Source organism: Xenophilus arseniciresistens (genome assembly GCF_028023875.1).
GTDB classification, from domain to species: Bacteria; Pseudomonadota; Gammaproteobacteria; order Burkholderiales; family Burkholderiaceae_C; genus Xenophilus; species Xenophilus arseniciresistens.
On the sequence record NZ_JAQIPB010000011.1, the window covers coordinates 26,061 to 44,106 of the forward strand.

Sequence of the window (18,046 nt, forward strand, 5' to 3'; positions counted from 1 at the left end):
TTGATTCCATGAAGAAGATCCTGTTCATCGGCTACGGCAACATGGGCGCGGCCCTGGGCGAAGCCTGGCGCGCGCGCAGCGAAGGCGCGCGCGTGCTGGCCATCGACCCGGCCTTTGCCACCCGGCCCGCCGCGCATGGCTTTGCATCGGCTCAGGCTTTGGCCGATGCCGGTGAGGGCGGTGCCTTCGACCTGATCGTGCTGGCCGTCAAGCCCGCGATGGCCGCCGATGCGCTGCGCGCGCTGCCGCACCCGTGGATGCAGGGCGCCGTGCTGCTGAGCATTGCGGCCGGCGTGCGCCTGGCCAGCCTGCGCGCCGCGGCGCCTGCGGGCCTGCGCCTGGTGCGCGCCATGCCCAACACGCCGGCCCTGCTGGGCCTGGGCTGCACGGGCCTGTTCGCAGAGGCCGACGTGGATGAGGCCGCGCGCGAACAACTGGGCGCGCTGCTGCGCCATGTGGGCTCGGTGCACTGGCTCCAGGCCGAGGCGCAGATCGACCAGGTCACGGCCATCAGCGGCAGCGGCCCGGCCTACTACCACCTGTTCAGCGAAGCGCTGGCGCAGGCCGGCCAGGCGCTGGGCCTGCCGGCCGAGCTGGCACGCGCGCTGGCGGCCGGCACGGCCGCGGGCGCCGCCGCGCAGCAGGGCGCACCGGGGGCGGACTTCGCCGCGCTGCGCCGCGCCGTCACCTCGCCCAACGGCACCACGGCCGCGGCCATTGCCGTCTTCGAGCAGGACGAGGCGCTGCGCCAGCTGGTGCTGAAGGCCGCGCAGGCCGCGCACCGCCGCGCCATCGAGCTTTCCAGCGCCGCCTGAGGCGGGCGCCACTTTCATCTTCTTCCTCCTTTTTCCTGTTCGCTCTTCACTCCAAAGCCTGACATGAGCTCTTCCTCCAACAACAGCTACGCAGACGCCAAGACGGTGGCTCTGGACGATATTCCGGTGATCGACCTGGCCGACCTGGTGGCCGGCAAGCCCGGTGCCATCGAAACCGTGGCGCAGCAGATCGTGGACGCCTCGCAGCGCATCGGCTTCTTCTACGTGAAGAACCACGGCATCGCGCAGTCGGTGATCGATGGCGCCAGCGCCGCCATGCGCGACTACTTCGCGCTGCCGACCGACACCAAGGCGCAGACGCCCGTGAACACCAGCCAGCGCGGCTGGATGGCCACCGGCATGGCCAAGCTCGAAGGCTCCAAGACGCACGACCTCAAGGAGATCTTCTTCTGGGGCCCCGAAAGCTGGCACCCGCGGCTGGACGCGCGCAAGGGCGTGGATTCGCTGGTGGCGCAGAACCAGTGGCCCGACGCGGCCTTCCCGCGCCTGCGCCAGGACCTGCTGCCCTACTACGACGAGATCCAGCGCGTGGGCCGCAAGCTGCTGTCCGCCATCGCCGTGGGCCTGAAGCTGGACAGCCAGTTCTTCGAAGGCAAATACACCAGCCCCATGGCGCGCGGCCAGCTGGTGTACTACCCCGTTTCCACGGCCAAGGACGAGAGCGAAGAGCGCTTCGGCTCGGCCCCGCACACCGATTTCGGCGTGCTCACGCTGCTGCTGCAGGACATGAACGGCGGCCTGCAGGTGCGCAACCGCGCGGGCGAATGGGTGGCGGCCACGCCGATCCCGGGCACCCTGGTGTGCAACATCGGCGATCTGCTCAACCGCTGGTCCAACGAGACGCTCAGCTCCAACCTGCACCGCGTGATCAACCGCTCGGGCAACGAGCGCCATTCCATCGCCATCTTCTTCGACCCGGACCCGGACGCCGTGGTCGATCCGGCCGAGCTGGGCTTCCCAGAGGGCGTGGACAAGTACCCGCCCATCACCGCCTCGGACTACATCCACGGCAAGAACCGCAAGAACTTCTCACAGTACAAGTAAGCGGCGGGGCGGCGCCCGCGCGCGGCCGCAGGCCCGGCGGTGCGGCTGCGCCCGGAGGTCGGCGGTGAGACAATCGGGCCCCATGAACGCCTTCAACGTCGCCGAATACATGCAGGCCCTGGGCCTGCAGGCCCGCGCGGCCTCCGCGCAGATGGCCAAGGCCAGCGCCCGGGCCAAGAACACCGCGCTGCGCGCCCTGGCGCGCCGCCTGCGCGAGGCCGGCGAGCCGCTGGCCCAGGCCAACGCACTCGATCTGGCCCGCGCCGAAGCCGCCGGCCTGGCGGCCCCCATGGTCGACCGGCTGCGCCTGACGCCCAAGGTCATCGAGACGGTGGCCCAGGGCTGCGAGCAGCTGGCCGCCATGCCCGACGTGATCGGCGACATCGTGGGCCTGAAGGAGCAGCCCAGCGGCATCCGCGTGGGCCAGATGCGCGTGCCCATCGGCGTCTTCGGCATGATCTACGAGAGCCGGCCGAACGTGACCATCGAGGCCGCGAGCCTGGCGATCAAGAGCGGCAATGCGGCCATCCTGCGCGGCGGCTCCGAGGCCATCGATTCCAACAAGGCGCTGGCGCAGATGGTGCGCGCCGCGCTGGCCGAGGCCGGCCTGCCCGAGGATGCCGTGCAACTGGTGGCCACCACCGACCGCGAGGCCGTGGGCCAGCTGATCGCCATGCCGGCCTTCGTGGACGTGATCATCCCGCGCGGCGGCAAGGGCCTGATCGAGCGCATCTCTGCCTCCGCCAAGGTGCCCGTGATCAAGCACCTGGACGGCAACTGCCACACCTACGTGGACGACACGGCCGACCTGGACATGGCCGTGGTGGTGGTGGACAACGCCAAGACCCAGAAGTACAGCCCCTGCAACGCCACCGAAGGCCTGCTGGTGGCGCGCGGCGTGGCCGCGGCCTTCCTGCCGCGCATCGGCGCGGTCTTTGCGGCCAAGGGCGTGGAGATGCGCTGCGATGCCGAGGCTGCCGCGCTGCTCGAAGGCCTGGCCGGCCAGCCCCGGATCGTGCCTGCCAGCGAGCAGGACTGGTTCGAGGAGTACCTCGCGCCCGTCATCAGCATCAAGGTGGTAGCGGGTTTGGACGAGGCCATCGCGCACATCAACCACTACTCCAGCCACCACACCGACGCCATCCTCACGCGCGACCATGTGAACGCCCAGCGCTTCCTGCGCGAGGTGGACTCGGCCAGCGTGATGGTCAACGCGAGCACGCGCTTTGCCGACGGCTTCGAGTACGGGCTGGGCGCCGAGATCGGCATCAGCACCGACAAGTTCCATGCGCGCGGGCCCGTGGGCATTGAAGGGCTGACTTCGCTCAAGTACGTCGTTCTCGGCCAGGGCGAAATTCGAAGCTGACAGCGCGTTGCCGCACAAGGGCAGGGAGGGCGCGTGAAGATCATCATCCTGGGCGCGGGCCGCATCGGCGAGAGCGTGGCCGCCACGCTGGTCTCGGAGCAGAACGACATCACGGTCATCGACCAGGATGGGCCGCGCCTGCGTGAGCTCGAAAGCCGCTTCGAGCTGCGCGGCGTGGTGGGCAACGGCATCGAGCCGGCGCTGCTCGAGGAAGCCGGCGCGCGCGACACCGACATGCTCATCGCCTGCGCGGCGCAGGACGAAACCAACTTGGTGGCCTGCAAGATCGCGCAGCAGGTCTTCAACATCCCCACGCGCATCGCGCGCGTGCGCTCCGAGGCCTTCGCCGGCGACTCGCCGCTGCTGTCGCGCGAAGGCTTCGCGGTGGACCGCGTGATCCGTCCCGAGGAATCGCTGACCCGCTACATCGTGCGGCTGATCGACTACCCCGAAGCGCTGCAGGTGCACGAGTTCGCGGGCGGGCTGGCCAGCCTGATCTCGGTGCGCGCGGTGGCCGGCGCGCCGCTGGTGGGCTGCCACGTGGACGAGTTGGGCGTGCATGCGCCGGCCGAGGGCACGCGCATCGTGGCCCTGTACCGGCGCCAGGACGATGGCCCCGACCGCTTCCTGCCCGCCTCGCACCGCAGCGTGATCCAGCCCGGCGACGAGGTCTTCGTGCTGGCCGCGCGGCGCAACCTGCGCGCCGCGCTGGCGGCACTGCACCGGCGCGACGCGAACACGCCGCGCACGGTGCAACGCGTCACCATCGCGGGCGGCGGGCGCGTGGGCTTTCGGCTGGCGCAGCAGCTGCACGAGGAGTTCCCGGGCCTGCAGATCAAGCTGATCGAACGCAGCCCCGAGCGCTGCGTCTCCCTGGCCGCGCAATTGCCCTCGGCCGTGATGGTGCTGCAGGGCGACGCCACCGACGAAGAGCTGATGGGCGACGAAAGCGTGGGCGAGACCGACTTCTTCCTCGCGCTGACCAACGACGACGAAGACAACATCATGGGCGCGCTGATGGCCAAGCGCCTGGGCGCGCGGCGCGTGCTGGCGCTGATCAACCGGCGCAGCTATGCAGACCTGATCCACGGCACGCAGATCGACATTGCGCTGACGCCTTCGCAGACCCTGCTGGGCGAGCTGCTGGCCTTCGTGCGCCGGGGCGACGTGCAGGTGGTGCACAGCCTGCGCCGCGGCGTGGCCGAGGCGATGGAGATCGTGGCCCGCGGCGACGCGCGCACCTCGCGCGTGGTGGGCCGGCGCGTGGCCGACATCAAGCTGCCCAGGGAGGCGCATTTCGGCCTGATCCTGCGCGGCCTGCCGGACCTGGACGCCGAGCGCGATGCCGGCGAGGCCGAGCTGCCCGAACCCGAGGTGATCGTGCCCCATGAAGGCACGGTGATCGAGAGCGGCGACCACGTGGTCATCTTCATGCCGCGCAAGCGGCTGGTGCGCGAGGTGGAGAAGCTGTTCCGCGTCGCGCCGACCTTCTTCTGACTGCCGCCCGGCCCGGAACATGTCCGACCTGCTTCCCGTGCTGCGCCTGCTGGGCGCGCTGACCACGATGTTCTCGCTGGCCCTGCTGCTGCCCGCCGCGGTGTCGTGGGTGCATGAGGACGGCCTGCTGGGCCTGTGGCTGGGCGCGGCCGGCGTGAGCTTCGGCGGCGGGGCCTGGCTCTGGGCCGGCCTGCATGCGTACCGCAGCGAGCTGCGCGCGCGCCATGGCGTGATCCTGGTGTCGGCCACCTGGCTGGTGCTGCCGCTGGTGGCCTGCGTGCCGCTGATGATGAGCTTCCACGCGCTGGGGCGCGAGCTGGATTTTTCCTATGCCTACTTCGAGGCCGTCTCGGGCCTGACCACCTCGGGCGCGACGGTGCTGCAGGGACTGGATTCGCTGCCGATGTCCATCAACGTGTGGCGCACCTTCCTGCAGTGGATCGGCGGCATGGGCATCCTGGTGCTGGCCGTGGCCGTGCTGCCCATGTTCGGCATGGGCGGCAGCCAGATGTTCCGCGCCGAGGTGGCCGGCCCCATCAAGGACAGCCGGCTCACGCCGCGCATCACGCAGACCGCCAAGGGCCTGTGGGGCATCTACGTGGTGCTGTCGGTGAGCTGCTTCTTCGCCTACTGGCTGGGCGGCATGACCGTCATGGACGCGCTGATGCACATGTTCTCCACGGTGAGCCTGGGGGGCCTGTCATCGCACGATGCGAGCTTTGCCTACTTCGACTCGCCGCTGCTGGAGGCCATCGCGATGGTGTTCATGCTCGCGGGCAGCGGCAGCTTCGCGCTGTACTTCGTGGCCATTCGCAAGCGCAGCCTGCGCATCTGCTGGCGCGACATCGAATGGCGCGCCACCATGCTGACGCTGCTGGGCGGCAGCGTCATCGTGTCGCTGGTGCTGGTGCTGCAGCACAACCAGGCGCCGCTTCAGGCCGTTCGGCACGGCTTCTTCAACACCATCTCCATCGCCAGCACCACCGGCTATGCCTCTCAGGACTTCCTGCTCTGGCCGGCCTTCGCGCCGCTGTTTTTGCTGCTGCTCTCGGGTGTGGCCACCAGCGCGGGCTCGGCCGGCTGCGGCATCAAGATGGTGCGCGTGCTGATCCTGCTCAAGCAGGCCCGGCGCGAGATGACGCGCCTGGCCCATCCGCGCGCGGTGCAGCCCGTCACCCTGGGCCCGAGCATCGTGGAGCACCGTGACATCTTTGCCGTGCTGGCCTTCATGCTGGTCTACGGCGGGACCATCGTGGTGCTGGGCATGGCCATGGTGCTTTCGGGCCTGGACCCGGTCACGGCCTTCAGCGCCGTCATCGCCAGCGTCAACTGCATGGGGCCCGGCCTGGGCGAAGTGGGGCCGGCGGCGCACTTCGGCGTGCTGACGGACTTCCAGATCTGGGTCTGCACCATCGCGATGGTGCTGGGGCGGCTGGAAATGCTGAGCCTGATCGCCCTTTTGACGCCTTCTTTCTGGCGGCATTAGGCAACGGCGGTTCGTCGGGCTCCCCGGGAATGCGTTGACTCGGTAGGCGGGGGTGCATTTGCGCGATGGCGGCGTCGCTTGCAAGCCAAGCCGTCATCCCCATTTCCTAGAATCGCACTCAAGATTTCAATGCCGCCCAGCACAAGTCCAACAAGGTCGCCTGAATGGTTCCCCACCTCATCACCGCCCTGACCGGCCCCCTCAACGAACTCGAGCAGCGCGTGCTCGAAGGCATGCCGGCCATCGAGCGCTGGTTCCGCCTGGAATGGATGGAGCACACGCCGCCCTTCTACACCTCGGTGGACGTGCGCAACGCCGGCTTCAAGCTGGCGCCAGTGGATACCAACTTCTTCCCGCGCGGCTGGCACAACCTGACGCAGCCCATGCTGCCGCTGGCCGTGCAGGCCGCCCAGGCGGCCATCGAGAAGATCTGCCCCGAAGCCCGCAACCTGCTCATCGTTGCGGACAACAAGCTCAAAACTACCTCTTACTACAGCAATCTGGCCCGATTGGCCCACATCTTCCGCATGGCGGGGCTGAATGTGAAAGTGGGTTCCATCGACCCGGCGATCAAGTCGGCCAAGAAGATCGAGCTGCCCAGCGGCGAGTTGCTGCTGCTGGAGCCCGTGGTGCGCAGCAAGCGGCGCCTGGGGTTGAAGAACTTCGACCCCTGCACCATCCTGCTGAACACCGACCTGGCGGCCGGCTCGCCCGGCATCCTGGAAGACCTGCACGAGCAGTACCTGCTGCCGCCGCTGCACGCGGGCTGGTCGGTGCGGCGCAAGAGCAACCACTTCCACAGCTACGAGGAAATCTCCAAGCGCTTCGGCAAGCTGCTGGGCATCGACCCCTGGCTGATCCAGCCCATCTGGGCCAAGGCCGAGGAGGTGGACCTCACGCGCGGCAGCGGCACCGAGGGCCTGGCCACGCAGGTGGATGCGGTGCTGGCCAAGGTGCGCCGCAAGTACAAGGAATACGGCATCAACGAGAAGCCCTTCGTCATCGTCAAGGCCGACAACGGTGCCAGCACCATGCCGATCCTGACGGTGCGCGATGCCCGGGAGTTCGAGTCGCTGGTGGCCTCGCTCAAGGGCAAGGGCGACAGCGAAGGCGACATCGACGTGATCGTGCAGGAAGGCGTGCGCACCAGCGAGCGCGTGAACGACGGCGTGGCCGAACCGGTGGTCTACATGATGGACCGCTACGTGGTGGGCGGCTTCTACCGCGTGCACCCCGACCGCGGCAGCGACGAGAACCTCGCCATCGCCGGCGCCAGCTTCGTGCCGCTGGGCTTCCCCGACAGCGCCCACCTGCCGCAGCCCGGCGCCCGGCTCACGGCCAGCGCGCCCAATCGTTTCTACATGTACGGCGTGATCGGCCGCCTGGCCATGGTGGCTGCGGCCTACGAGTTGGAAGCCACCAACCCCGAAGCCGAGGTCTACGAGTAACCGGCCAAGGCCGCGCCCGCTGCGGCGTGGTGGCCGGCCCACACCGGCGCGCCGCGGGCCGGCCCGCGGGTTTGCGGGCGGGGGCCCGGCACGCACAATAGCGAACCCCAATCAAAGGACAGCGCGCCGTTTCGCTGGTCCCTGGCTTCGTGTCTGCCCCCAAAACTCCTCTCCCTGCGCTCGTCCTGGGCGCCATCGGCATCGTCTATGGCGATATCGGCACCAGCGTGCTGTACGCCATCAAGGAAATCTTCGGCCACGGCCACGTGCCCTTCACCATCGAGAACGTGTACGGCATGCTCTCGATGATCTTCTGGACGATGACCACCATCGTCTCGATCAAGTACGTGGTGCTGGTGCTGCGCGCCGACAACGAGGGCGAAGGCGGGCTGGTGGCGATGTTGGCGCTGGCTTCGCGCGCAGTGGCCGACCGGCCGCGCCTGCGCAACGGCATGCTGGTGGTGGGCATCTTCGGCACGGCGCTGTTCTATGGCGACGGCGTCATCACGCCGGCCATCTCGGTGCTCTCGGCCGTGGAGGGCCTGGAGATCGTCTCGCCGCACTTCAAGCACTACGTGATCCCGATCACCCTGGTGGTGCTGTTCTGCCTGTTCGCCGTGCAAAAGCGCGGCACGGCGGGCATCGGCCGCTTCTTCGGCCCGATCACGCTGAGCTGGTTCCTGGTGCTGGCGCTGCTGGGCGTGGCGCAGATCGCCACCCACCCGGAGATCCTCCAGGCCATCAGCCCGCTGTACATGCTGCGCTTCATCTGGGACTTCCCGGGCGTGAGCTTCATCGTGCTGGGTGCCATGGTGCTGTGCGTGACCGGCGCCGAGGCGCTGTATGCCGACATGGGCCACTTCGGCAAGAAGCCCATCCGCATCGCCTGGTTCCTGGTGGTCATGCCCTGCCTGGTGCTCAACTACTTCGGCCAGGGCGCGCTGCTGCTGGGCAACCCCGAGGCCGTGAAGAACCCCTTCTTCCTGATGGCGCCGCAATGGGCGCTGGTGCCGCTGGTGCTGCTGGCCACGGCGGCCACGGTGATCGCCTCGCAGGCCATGCTCACGGGCGCCTTCAGCGTCACGCGCCAGGTCATCCAGCTGGGCTACCTGCCGCGCCTGCGCATCGAATACACCAGCGTGCGCACCGCCGGCCAGATCTACATCCCCTTCATCAACTGGGGCCTGTTCGTGGCCATCGTGCTGGCCGTGGTGATGTTCCGCAACTCCAGCAACCTGGCCGCGGCCTACGGCATCGCCGTGACCACCGACATGCTGATCACCACGGTGCTGACCTTCTTCGTGATCCGCTTCGCCTGGAAGCTGCCCCTGGCGCTGTGCCTGGCCTCCACTTCGCTGTTCTTCCTCATCGACCTGGCCTTCTTCGCCTCCAACATGCTCAAGCTGCCGCAGGGTGGCTGGTTCACCGTGATGATCGGGCTGGCCATGTTCACGCTGATGATCACCTGGCACCGGGGCCGGCAGCTGATGAGCCAGGCCCAGCGCGCCGACGCCATCGACCTGCGCAGCTTTCTCGAATCGGTGTTCATCAGCCCGCCCATGCGCGTGGACGGCACGGCGGTCTTCCTCACGGCCGAGCCCGGCGTGGTGCCCAACGCGCTGCTGCACAACCTCAAGCACAACAAGGTGCTGCACGAGCAGAACCTGTTCGTCACCGTGCGCAACCACGAGGTGCCCTGGGTGCCGATGGACAAGCGCATCGAGATGGAGCCGCTGGGCCACCACTGCTGGCAGGTGATCGTGCACTACGGCTTCAAGAACGACATCGACCTGCCGCGCGCGCTGGAGCATGCGCGCCTGCGCGGCTGCCAGATGGAGCCCATGACCACCAGCTACTTCCTCTCGCGCGACGTGGTCATCCCCACCCTGGGCAGCGGCATGGCGCCCTGGCGCGAAAAGCTCTTTGCGCACATGCACCACAACGCCAGCGGCGCGGCGTCGTTCCTGGGTCTGCCGACCAACGCGGTGGTGGAGCTGGGCTCGAAGGTCGAGATCTGAGCTCCCCTGCCGCGCCGCTGCGGCTGCTGGCCAAGCTCGGCACAATCGCGCGATGCGCTTTTTCAGAGACCTGAGCCTCTCGGCCTTCACCGCGGGCTTTGTGGCGGTGCTCGTGGGCTTCACGAGTTCGGTGGTGATCGTGTTCCAGGCTGCGCAGGCCTTCGGCGCCACGCCCGAAGTCATCGCCTCGTGGATGTGGGCGCTGGGCATCGGCATGGGACTGACCTCGGCCCTGCCTTCGCTGTGGCTGAAGAAGCCCGTGATGGTGGCCTGGAGCACGCCCGGCGCGGCGGTGCTGGCCACGGCGGGGCTGGGCTTTTCGATGAACGAGGCCGTGGGCGCCTTCATCTTGTGCGCGGCGCTGATCACGCTGGCCGGCGTCACCGGCTGGTTCGAGCGCGTGATGAACCGCATCCCGATGGCCATCGCCTCGGCGTTGCTGGCCGGAGTGTTGGCACGCTTCGGACTGGCCGCTTTTCAGGCCGCGCAAACGGCGCTGCCGCTGGTGCTGCTGATGCTGGGCACCTACCTCGTGGGACGGCGCGCCGTGCCGCGCTATGCGGTGCCGTTGACCTTGCTGGTGGCCATCGTGTTCTGCGCGCTGCGCGGCGAGCTGGGCTGGTCGGCCGTGCACTTGCGCCTGGCCACGCCGGTGTTCACGATGCCCAGCTTCAGCTGGCAGGCGGCCGTGAGCGTGGCGCTGCCGCTGTTCGTCGTGACCATGGCTTCGCAGAACCTGCCGGGCGTGGCCGCCATCCGCGCTGCGGGCTACGACATGCCCATCAGCAAGCTGATCTCGCTCACGGGCCTGGCCACGCTGGTGCTCGCGCCCTTCGGCGGCTATGCGCTGAACCTCAGCGCGATCACGGCCGCCATCTGCATGGGCCGCGAGGCGCATGAAGACCCGGCGCGCCGCTACACGGCGGCCGTGAGCTGCGGCGCCATCTATGTGCTGATCGGCCTGTTCGGCGCGGCCGTGACGGGCCTGCTCACAGCCTTCCCCAAGGAGCTGGTGGCGGCCATCGCGGGCCTGGCGCTGCTGGGCACCATCGGCGGCGGCCTGGCCGCAGCCGTGCGGGAAGAGCCGCACCGCGAGGCTGCGCTCATCACCTTTTTGGTCACGCTCTCGGGCGTGACGATCGCGGGCATCGGCTCGGCCTTTTGGGGCGTGGTGGCCGGCGCCGTGGCACTGGCGGTGCAGCAGCTGGGCCGCCGCAAGAGCACCCAGGCCGGCAAAGCCATTGCGCCTGCGTGCAAGATCAAGGCAGTTGAAAAAGAAGCGGCCCGCTCGGCGGCCGCGCAAAAGAACACACCATGAACATCCTCTTCGTCGCCGATCCGCTCGAGCACTTCAAGATCTACAAGGACACCACCTTCTCGATGATGCGCGAGGCGCAGCGCCGCGGCCATCGCGTGGCGGCCTGCCTGCCGCAGGATCTGAGCTGGACCTCGGGCGGCCTGGTCACGGCCAGCGTGCGGCGCATCACGCTCACGGGCGACAAGAAAAACTGGTTCACCGAAGACGCCGTCGAGCGCGTGGCGCTGAAGGACTTCGATGCCGTGCTGATGCGCAAGGACCCGCCCTTCGACGCCGAGTACATCTACGCCACCCACCTGCTGGAGCAGGCCGAGCGCGAAGGCGCGCGCGTGATCAACAGCCCGCGCGCGCTGCGCGACCACCCCGAGAAGCTCGCGATCATGGAGTTTCCAGCTTTCGTCACGCCCACGCTGGTCACGCGCAGCGCGGCCGAGGTGCGCGCCTTCCATGCCGAGCACCAGGACGTCATCCTCAAGCCGCTCGATGGCATGGGCGGCATGGGCATCTTCCGCGTCAAGGCCGATGCGCTGAACCTGGGCTCGATCATCGAGACGCTCAACAAGGACGGCGCGCAGACGATCATGGTGCAGCGCTTCGTGCCCCAGGTGGTGGAAGGCGACAAGCGCATCCTCATCATCGACGGCGAACCTGCGCCCTTCGTGCTGGCGCGCATCCCGCAGGGCACCGAAGTGCGCGGCAACCTGGCCGCGGGCGGCAAGGGCGTGGCGCAGCCGCTGACGCCGCGCAACCGCGAGATCGCCGAAGCCATCGGCAAGCAGCTCGCGCCGCGCGGGCTGCTGCTGATCGGCCTGGACGTGATCGGCGATGCGGTGACCGAGATCAACGTCACCAGCCCCACCTGCTTCCAGGAGATCACCGAGCAGACCGGCTTTGATGTGCCGAAGATGTTCATCGATGCGGTGGAGCGGCAGCTGGCAAAGCCGCGCTGAAGCCACGCACACCAAAACAACAAGGCCGGGCATGACCCGGCCTTGTTCGTTCTGGCGCGTCGTGCTTCAGAAGTCGACGCTGCCACTGAGCGAGAAGGTGCGCGGGCTGCCCATCATCAGGTAGTTGGAGCCCTGCGTGCCGCCCACGGAGGCCCAGTAGTTCTTGTCGAACAGGTTGTCGATGCGGGCGCGCAGGGTCAGCACGCGGCCGTTGCCGATGTCCATCAGGTAGCGCGCGCCCAGGTCGAAGCGCGTCCAGGCCGGCACTTCCAGCGTGTTGGCGGCGTTGGCGTACTGCTTGGCCGTGTGCAGCAGGCGCGCGTTGAGGGCCAGGCCGCGCACGCCGGGCACGTCCCAGTCGGCGCCGATGTTCAGCTGTTGGCTGGGCACGCCGATGACGTCGCGGCCATCGGTGAGGCCGCCCTGGGTGCGGCGCTGCTGCGCGTCCAGCAGCGTCAGGCCACCCAGCAGGCGCAGGCCCTTGAGCGGTTCGCCATAAACCGACAGTTCCAGCCCGCGGTTGCGCTGTTCGCCGTTCTCGCCGTAGGTCTGGTTGAGCACATAGAACTGCGGCTGCGCGGTGGTGAAGAAGGCCGCGCTGGCGCCGAAGCTGCCGCCGTCCCACTTCAGGCCCACTTCCTTCTGCCTGGAGCGGTAGGGCGCGAAGATTTCGCCGCCGTTGGTCACGGGCAGGTTGTTGGCCGTGGTGGGCGCCACGTTGCCCTTGACCAGCGCCTCGATGTAGCTCGCGTACACCGACAGCTGCGGCGTGGCGCGGAACACCACGCCGGCCACGGGCGTGGTGCGGCTCTTGTCGTAGCTGCTGTTGAGCGCACCCGTGTTGTAGGCGTAGTTTTTCTGGTCGATGGTCTGGCGCCGCGCGCCCAGCGTCACCAGCAGCCGCTCGTCGAAGAAGCCCAGGGTGTCGGCAATGGCCACGCTGGAGGTCTTGATCCTGTCGGTCAGCCGCGGGTCGCTGAGCTGGTTGCCCACGAAGGCGCCGTTGGCCACGGGGTAGAAGGAGTCGTAGGGCTGGTAGATGTTGTTGCGCACGCTGCCGGCAGAGATGGCGTAGGCGTTGTCGCGGTCATTGCTGAAGGTGGCGGCCGAGGCCACCATGCTGTGGCTCACCGGGCCGGTGGCAAAGCGCGCGCGCACGCCGATCTCGCCCGTGCTCACCTTGTCTTCGCGCGTGTTGGAAAAGCGGGTATTGCTGGTGCCGCCGAAGGCGTTGTTGAGCGTGGGGTTGGACAGCACGTTGTCTTCGGTGCTGCGGCGGATGCCGCCCGCGGCCCAGGCCATGATGTTGTCGGTGATGTCGACCTCGCCGCGCACGGTGGCGAACTTGTCGGTCTCCTGCGAATAGGTCCAGGGCTGGGCGTAGTGGGTCCTGGAGCCCGGCGCGCGTGGAATGGGCAGCGTGGCCGACGGCGTCACGCTGGGGCGGCCTTCGCGCAGCTCGTAGTCCTGGTAGCCCATGTCGGCCGACAGCCGCACGCTGCGGCTGCGCCAGTCGAAGCCCACGCCCAGCGCGCTGAGTGCCTGCGCCTCGTCGCCCACACCCGTGCCGCCGTCGCGGCGCACGGCATTGATGCGGATGCCCGTGCTCTGGTCGGGCCCGAAGCGGCGCGCCAGGTCGGCATTCACATAGGCCTGGCCGCCGCTTTGAATGCCGGCGCCAATGCGCGTGAGCGGCTCGTTGGGCGCGCGCTTGGGCAACAGGTTGATCGCGCCGCCGATGCCGCTGCCAAAGGGCGCGGCGCCGTTGAGGAAGCTGTTGGCGCCACGGAAGACTTCGACGCGCTCGAAGAATTCAGAAGCGATGTACTGGCGCGGCAGCATGCCGTACAGGCCGTTGTAGGCCACGTCGTCCGAGTACACGGGGAAGCCGCGCACCACATACAGCTCCTGGAAATTGCCGAAGCCGCGCGCCTGCCGCACCGAGGGATCGTTGAGCAGCACGTCAGCCACGCTGCGGGCCTGCTGGTCCTGGATCAGTTCGTTGGTGTAGCTGGTGCTGGAGAAGGGCGTTTCCATCACGTCCTGCGTGCCCAGGATGCCCACGCGCCCGCCGCGCGCCACCTGGCCGCCGGCAAAGGGCTTGGCCAGGCCTTCGGCACTGGCGTCGGCGCTGGCTTCGACGGTGACCGTGTTCAGCGTGCCGGCCTCGGCGGTGGCGGTGGTGGTCTGGGCCTGGGCGGCCAGGGTCGGCAGGGCCAGCAGCAGGGCGAGGCTCAGGGGGCGGAGGGGGGCGGAAAAAGGCATGCGCAGGGCCGGCAGAGAGAATGAGAACCGTTATTGTTCCACTGCGGGGCGCTGCGGCTCATGCTTTTGTTGCAAAGGTCAGCCGATTGCGGCGCCCTGGCCACAATTTGGCATCGCCCCGGGAGGCGCGCCTAGGTCGCCGCCAGGATCTGCCGGCCGTCGCGGAACACGCGCAATTCGCCGGGGGCGAAGGGCGTCCAGGTCTCGTTGGTGGTCAGCGGCGAGGTGACGACCACCGCCACGCGGTCCTGCGGGGTGGTGTGCTGCGCAAAGTCGATGGAGAGGTCTTCGTCGGCCAGCCGGGCTTCGGCGAAGGGGTGCTGGCGCTCGACCGACCACAGGTGCGTGGAGGCATGCGCCCACAGGGCCTGGCCATTGCTGAGCATGAAGTTGAAGGTGCCGTGGCGCGCGATGCGGGGGGCCAGCTCGCGCAGCGTGAGCGTCAGCTCGTCGACGCTGGGCACGTCGGCATGCGACTTGACCAGCTCCTGCATCAGCCAGCAGAAGGCGCGTTCGCTGTCGGTGTTGCCCACCGGCCGGAAATGGCCGTGCAGCCGCGGATGGAAGTCCTTGAGGTCGCCGTTGTGCGCGAACACCCAGTAGCGGCCCCACAGCTCGCGCACGAAGGGGTGGCAGTTCTGCAGGTTGACCTGGCCTTGCGTGGCCTTGCGGATGTGGGCGATGACGTTGCGGCTCTTGATCGGGTAGCTGCGGATCAGCTGCGCCACCGGCGAATCGCAGGCCGGCGCGTGGTCCACGAAGTGGCGCAGTCCGCGGTCCTCGAAGAAGGCGATGCCCCAGCCGTCGGCGTGGTGGTCGGTGCGGCCGCCGCGCTGGGCAAAACCGGTGAAGCTGAACTGCACGTCAGTCGGGGTGTTGCAGTTCATCCCTAGCAATTGGCACATGGGGCCGATTAGACACGCATGTGCGCCGCCGCGAGCCCCACGGGCGCGCGCGGCCTGGGGCCTTCAGCGCAGGAAGCGCCCCTCCGGCGTCACGCGCACCAGCTCGATGAAGCGCGAGCCGGTGTTGGCGTTGCCCGTGAAGTCCACCTCCATGCCCGCCACGCGCAGCTTCAGGGTCTTGAGCACGGCATGCAGCCTGGGTCGCGTGAGTTCACGGCCCACGCGGCGCAGGGCCTCGACCATCACCAGCGCGTTCACATAGCCTTCGAAGCTCAGGTAGCCCACGGGCACCTGCGAGCGCTCGGCGAGCTGGCGGTACTCGCGGGTCTGCGCATCGGCTTCGCTCCAGGGATAGGGCACCACCTGCGAGATGGCCAGCCCGCTGGTCTGCTTGCCCACCAGCTTGGCCGTCAGGTCGCCCGGCACGATGGACATGCCGTAGAACATCTGGCTCTGCCCGCCCGCGGCGGCCGCGCCCTTCATCACTTCGCCGCCCACCGTGCCGCCCAGGTACATGATCACGGCCTGCGCCTTGCTCTCGGCCAGCGCCTTGCCCGCGGCGGCGGCGTTGGAGGCGTCGCCCTTCACCGACACGGCTGCCGCCGGCTTGAGCTGCTGCGCGGCCAGTGCCGCCTCGCCGAGCTGGATCACTTCGGCGCCGCCGGGGTTGTCCAGCGCCGCGATGGCGATGCGCGTCACGCCGATGGTGTTCAGGTGCTGCACCAGCGCCTGCGCCTCGCGCGCGAAGGTGGCACGCACGAAGTAGGCGGCGCCGCCCGCCTTGGCGCGGGCCGAGTCCGACACCGCATAGCCCGCCACCATGGGCGCGCCGCTTTGCGCCAGCAGCGAAGCCGCGGCTGCCGTCGTGCCGGAGCCCACGCAGCAGAAGAAGGCGAAGGCGTGGTGCTGGCTCAGCAGCGTGTTGTAGTTGGCCACGGCCTTTTCGGGCGACAGGTCGTCGTCCAGCGAGACCATGCGCACGCGCCGGCCGGCCACGCCGCCCTGGGCATTGACGGCGTCAAAGGCCAGTTGCGCGCCGGCCAGCACCACGCGGATCGGGGCGCCCAGCGGGCCATTGAGGATGCCGGTCTGGCCGAGCACGATGTCGGTGTCGGGCGCGCCACCGGCCTGCGCCCACGCACGGCTGCCGCCCAGGGCGGCGCCGCCGGCGACGGCGCCCGCCGCCAGGAAACTCCTTCGTTCCATGCTGTCTCTCGTTCTATTGAGGCCTGCTGGGCCGATTGAGAAACAATTGGAAACTTATATGAACTAATTCACACTCAGTGTTTCCCCGCAAGGCGGGCGCCGCCTTGAGGGGTCAGCGCACGGCAGGGCTTGCCGCGGCGGGGGCCGCCTTGTCGCGCAGCTGCCAGGCGGCGCACAGGGCCAGCAGGCACAGGCCGGCCAGCACGAGGAAGACCTCGTTGAAGGCCGCCAGCCGGGCCGGGCTGCTGGCCATCGTGCTCAGCGAATCGCCATGCGCGGCCAGCCGCCATTCGAGCACCACGGCGCACAGGCTCACGCCCGCCGCACCGCCGAGCTGGCGCAGGAAGCTGATGGCGCTGGCGCCCTGGGGGATCAGCGGCCTGTCCAGCGGCCGCATGGCGCCCAGGTTCAGCGAGGGAAGGATGAAGCCCAGGCCCAGCCGGCCGATCATCACGAAGCCCGCCAGCCACCACAGCGAGGCGTCCAGCCCCAGCAGCAGCATCAGCGCGAACGAGGCCGCCAGCAGCGCCAGGCCGATGCTCACCAGCCGGCGCGTGGGCTGCCGGTCGGCCAGCCGGCCCACGCCCGCGATGGTGAAGGCCAGCACGATGCCTGCCGGCAGCATGATGGTGCCCACGTGCGAGGCCGACAGGTGCAGCGCCACCTGCATGTACACCGGCAGCAGGTAGGTGGAGCCGAACAGCGCGGTGCCATAGATGAAGGCCACCACGCAGCCCATCGCGAAGGCGCGAAAGCGGAACAGCGCCATGGCCATCAGCGGCTGCCCGCCGCGCGCGGCCAGCCGGCGCTGCCAGGCCACGAACAGGGCCAGCGCGCCTGCGGCCAGCGCCATCAGCAGCGCGCCGTGCCAGGGCGTGCTGCCGCGCAGCTCCACCAGGCCGTTGAGCAGGCACAGGGTGCCCGCCGTGGCGATCAGCATGCCGCGCCAGTCCAGCTGGCTGCCGCGGCCGGCGGCCACGCCGCCCGGCGCCGTGGTGGGAACGAACTTCCAGGCCAGCCACAGCGAGGCCAGGCAGAAGGGCACGACCATGAAGAAGATCGAGCGCCAGCCGAACCAGTCCACCAGCAGGCCGCCCACGCTGGGGCCGATGGCCGGCGCCAGCACCACGCCCATGCCGAAGATGCCGCTGGCACGGCCCTGCTCGTGGGGCTGGAAGGCGCGCAGGATGATGATGGCCGGAATGGGCTGCACCACGCCCGCGGCCAGGCCTTCGATCACGCGCGCGGCCAGCACCAGCGGGTAGTGCTGCGCCAGGCCGCCCATCAGGCCGCCGGCCAGCAGCGCGAGCATCGTGCCCATGTAGGTGCTGCGGTAGCCGAAGCGGGCCAGCAGCCAGGGCGTGGTGAGCATCGACACCGTCATCGCCACCATGAAGCCCGAGCTGACCCACTGCGCGCGCTCCTGCCCGAGCTGGAAGTGGTGGCTCATGTCCGGGATCGCCACGTTGACGATGGTGGAGGACATGATCGACGCCATCACCCCCACCATGACCGACACCAGCAGCAGCCAGCGGTAGCGGGGGCCGTGCTTTTCGCGCATCGACAGGGGCGGGGACGGAAACGGGGCGGGCGTGCTGTTGCTGTTCATCATCGGCGGCTGTCCTACGAGCATATCGGGCTTGTGGCGCGGCGGCTGCCCCGGGGCCATGCACACAATGGCCCGCCACACCGCCCAGCGGCGGCAGC

The 18,046-nt window shown here is 68.9% G+C and carries 13 protein-coding genes; 9 read left to right on the top strand and 4 right to left on the bottom strand.

Annotated features, from left to right (window positions below; genetic code table 11):
- Positions 1-8: 8 nt before the first annotated feature.
- The 9 genes from proC (at position 9) to gshB (ending at position 11,963) form a co-directional block, all read left to right on the top strand.
- A complete protein-coding gene (proC, locus tag PGB34_RS20060; RefSeq protein WP_271429885.1) occupies positions 9-815 on the top strand; it encodes a pyrroline-5-carboxylate reductase in 807 nt (268 codons plus the stop codon).
- Between the two features lie 63 nt (positions 816-878).
- Positions 879-1,880 (top strand): isopenicillin N synthase family dioxygenase, encoded by a 1,002-nt coding sequence (locus PGB34_RS20065; protein ID WP_271429886.1) that lies wholly within the window; start codon positions 879-881, stop codon positions 1,878-1,880.
- A gap of 82 nt (positions 1,881-1,962) precedes the next feature.
- A complete protein-coding gene (locus tag PGB34_RS20070) occupies positions 1,963-3,246 on the top strand; it encodes a glutamate-5-semialdehyde dehydrogenase (protein WP_271429887.1) in 1,284 nt (427 codons plus the stop codon).
- Between the two features lie 33 nt (positions 3,247-3,279).
- Positions 3,280-4,743 carry a Trk system potassium transporter TrkA gene (trkA, locus tag PGB34_RS20075; RefSeq protein WP_271429888.1) on the top strand — a complete coding sequence of 488 codons (1,464 nt, stop codon included), beginning with the start codon at positions 3,280-3,282 and terminating at the stop codon, positions 4,741-4,743.
- A 19-nt stretch (positions 4,744-4,762) separates the two neighbouring features.
- On the top strand, positions 4,763-6,229 hold the full coding sequence (locus PGB34_RS20080; protein WP_271429889.1) for a TrkH family potassium uptake protein: 1,467 nt from the start codon (positions 4,763-4,765) through the stop codon (positions 6,227-6,229).
- A 164-nt stretch (positions 6,230-6,393) separates the two neighbouring features.
- A complete protein-coding gene (gene gshA, locus PGB34_RS20085) occupies positions 6,394-7,677 on the top strand; it encodes a glutamate--cysteine ligase (protein ID WP_271429890.1) in 1,284 nt (427 codons plus the stop codon).
- A gap of 149 nt (positions 7,678-7,826) precedes the next feature.
- On the top strand, positions 7,827-9,695 hold the full coding sequence (locus tag PGB34_RS20090; protein ID WP_271429891.1) for a potassium transporter Kup: 1,869 nt from the start codon (positions 7,827-7,829) through the stop codon (positions 9,693-9,695).
- A gap of 52 nt (positions 9,696-9,747) precedes the next feature.
- A complete protein-coding gene (locus tag PGB34_RS20095) occupies positions 9,748-11,013 on the top strand; it encodes a benzoate/H(+) symporter BenE family transporter (RefSeq protein ID WP_271429892.1) in 1,266 nt (421 codons plus the stop codon).
- Positions 11,010-11,963, top strand: a complete 954-nt coding sequence (gene gshB, locus PGB34_RS20100) for a glutathione synthase (RefSeq protein ID WP_271429893.1) — start codon at positions 11,010-11,012, stop codon at positions 11,961-11,963. Before PGB34_RS20095 ends, gshB begins: the two co-directional genes overlap by 4 nt.
- 66 nt (positions 11,964-12,029) lie before the next feature.
- Here gshB and PGB34_RS20105 read toward each other — a convergent pair whose 3' ends face one another.
- The 4 genes from PGB34_RS20105 to PGB34_RS20120 all read right to left on the bottom strand — a co-directional run bounded on the left by PGB34_RS20105 (position 12,030) and on the right by PGB34_RS20120 (position 17,951).
- Positions 12,030-14,228 carry a TonB-dependent receptor gene (locus PGB34_RS20105; RefSeq protein WP_271429894.1) on the bottom strand — a complete coding sequence of 733 codons (2,199 nt, stop codon included), beginning with the start codon at positions 14,226-14,228 and terminating at the stop codon, positions 12,030-12,032.
- Between the two features lie 131 nt (positions 14,229-14,359).
- Positions 14,360-15,133, bottom strand: coding sequence for a class II glutamine amidotransferase (locus PGB34_RS20110; protein WP_271429895.1), 774 nt, complete (start codon positions 15,131-15,133; stop codon positions 14,360-14,362).
- 63 nt (positions 15,134-15,196) lie between these two features.
- Complete coding sequence (locus PGB34_RS20115; protein ID WP_271429896.1) at positions 15,197-16,339, bottom strand: ABC transporter substrate-binding protein; 1,143 nt, start codon at positions 16,337-16,339, stop codon at positions 15,197-15,199.
- Between the two features lie 112 nt (positions 16,340-16,451).
- The gene (locus PGB34_RS20120) at positions 16,452-17,951 is read right to left on the bottom strand and encodes a DHA2 family efflux MFS transporter permease subunit (RefSeq protein WP_271429897.1); all 1,500 of its coding nucleotides are present in this window, start codon (positions 17,949-17,951) and stop codon (positions 16,452-16,454) included.
- Positions 17,952-18,046 lie beyond the last annotated feature (95 nt).

Coding starts and splice junctions, on each gene's coding strand:
- proC (WP_271429885.1), top strand. CDS start 9: ATGAAGAAGATCCTGTTCATCGGCTACGGCAACATGGGCGCGGCCCTG.
- PGB34_RS20065 (WP_271429886.1), top strand. CDS start 879: ATGAGCTCTTCCTCCAACAACAGCTACGCAGACGCCAAGACGGTGGCT.
- PGB34_RS20070 (WP_271429887.1), top strand. CDS start 1,963: ATGAACGCCTTCAACGTCGCCGAATACATGCAGGCCCTGGGCCTGCAG.
- PGB34_RS20080 (WP_271429889.1), top strand. CDS start 4,763: ATGTCCGACCTGCTTCCCGTGCTGCGCCTGCTGGGCGCGCTGACCACG.
- gshA (WP_271429890.1), top strand. CDS start 6,394: ATGGTTCCCCACCTCATCACCGCCCTGACCGGCCCCCTCAACGAACTC.
- PGB34_RS20095 (WP_271429892.1), top strand. CDS start 9,748: ATGCGCTTTTTCAGAGACCTGAGCCTCTCGGCCTTCACCGCGGGCTTT.
- gshB (WP_271429893.1), top strand. CDS start 11,010: ATGAACATCCTCTTCGTCGCCGATCCGCTCGAGCACTTCAAGATCTAC.
- PGB34_RS20105 (WP_271429894.1), bottom strand. CDS start 14,228: ATGCCTTTTTCCGCCCCCCTCCGCCCCCTGAGCCTCGCCCTGCTGCTG.
- PGB34_RS20110 (WP_271429895.1), bottom strand. CDS start 15,133: ATGTGCCAATTGCTAGGGATGAACTGCAACACCCCGACTGACGTGCAG.
- PGB34_RS20115 (WP_271429896.1), bottom strand. CDS start 16,339: ATGGAACGAAGGAGTTTCCTGGCGGCGGGCGCCGTCGCCGGCGGCGCC.
- PGB34_RS20120 (WP_271429897.1), bottom strand. CDS start 17,951: ATGATGAACAGCAACAGCACGCCCGCCCCGTTTCCGTCCCCGCCCCTG.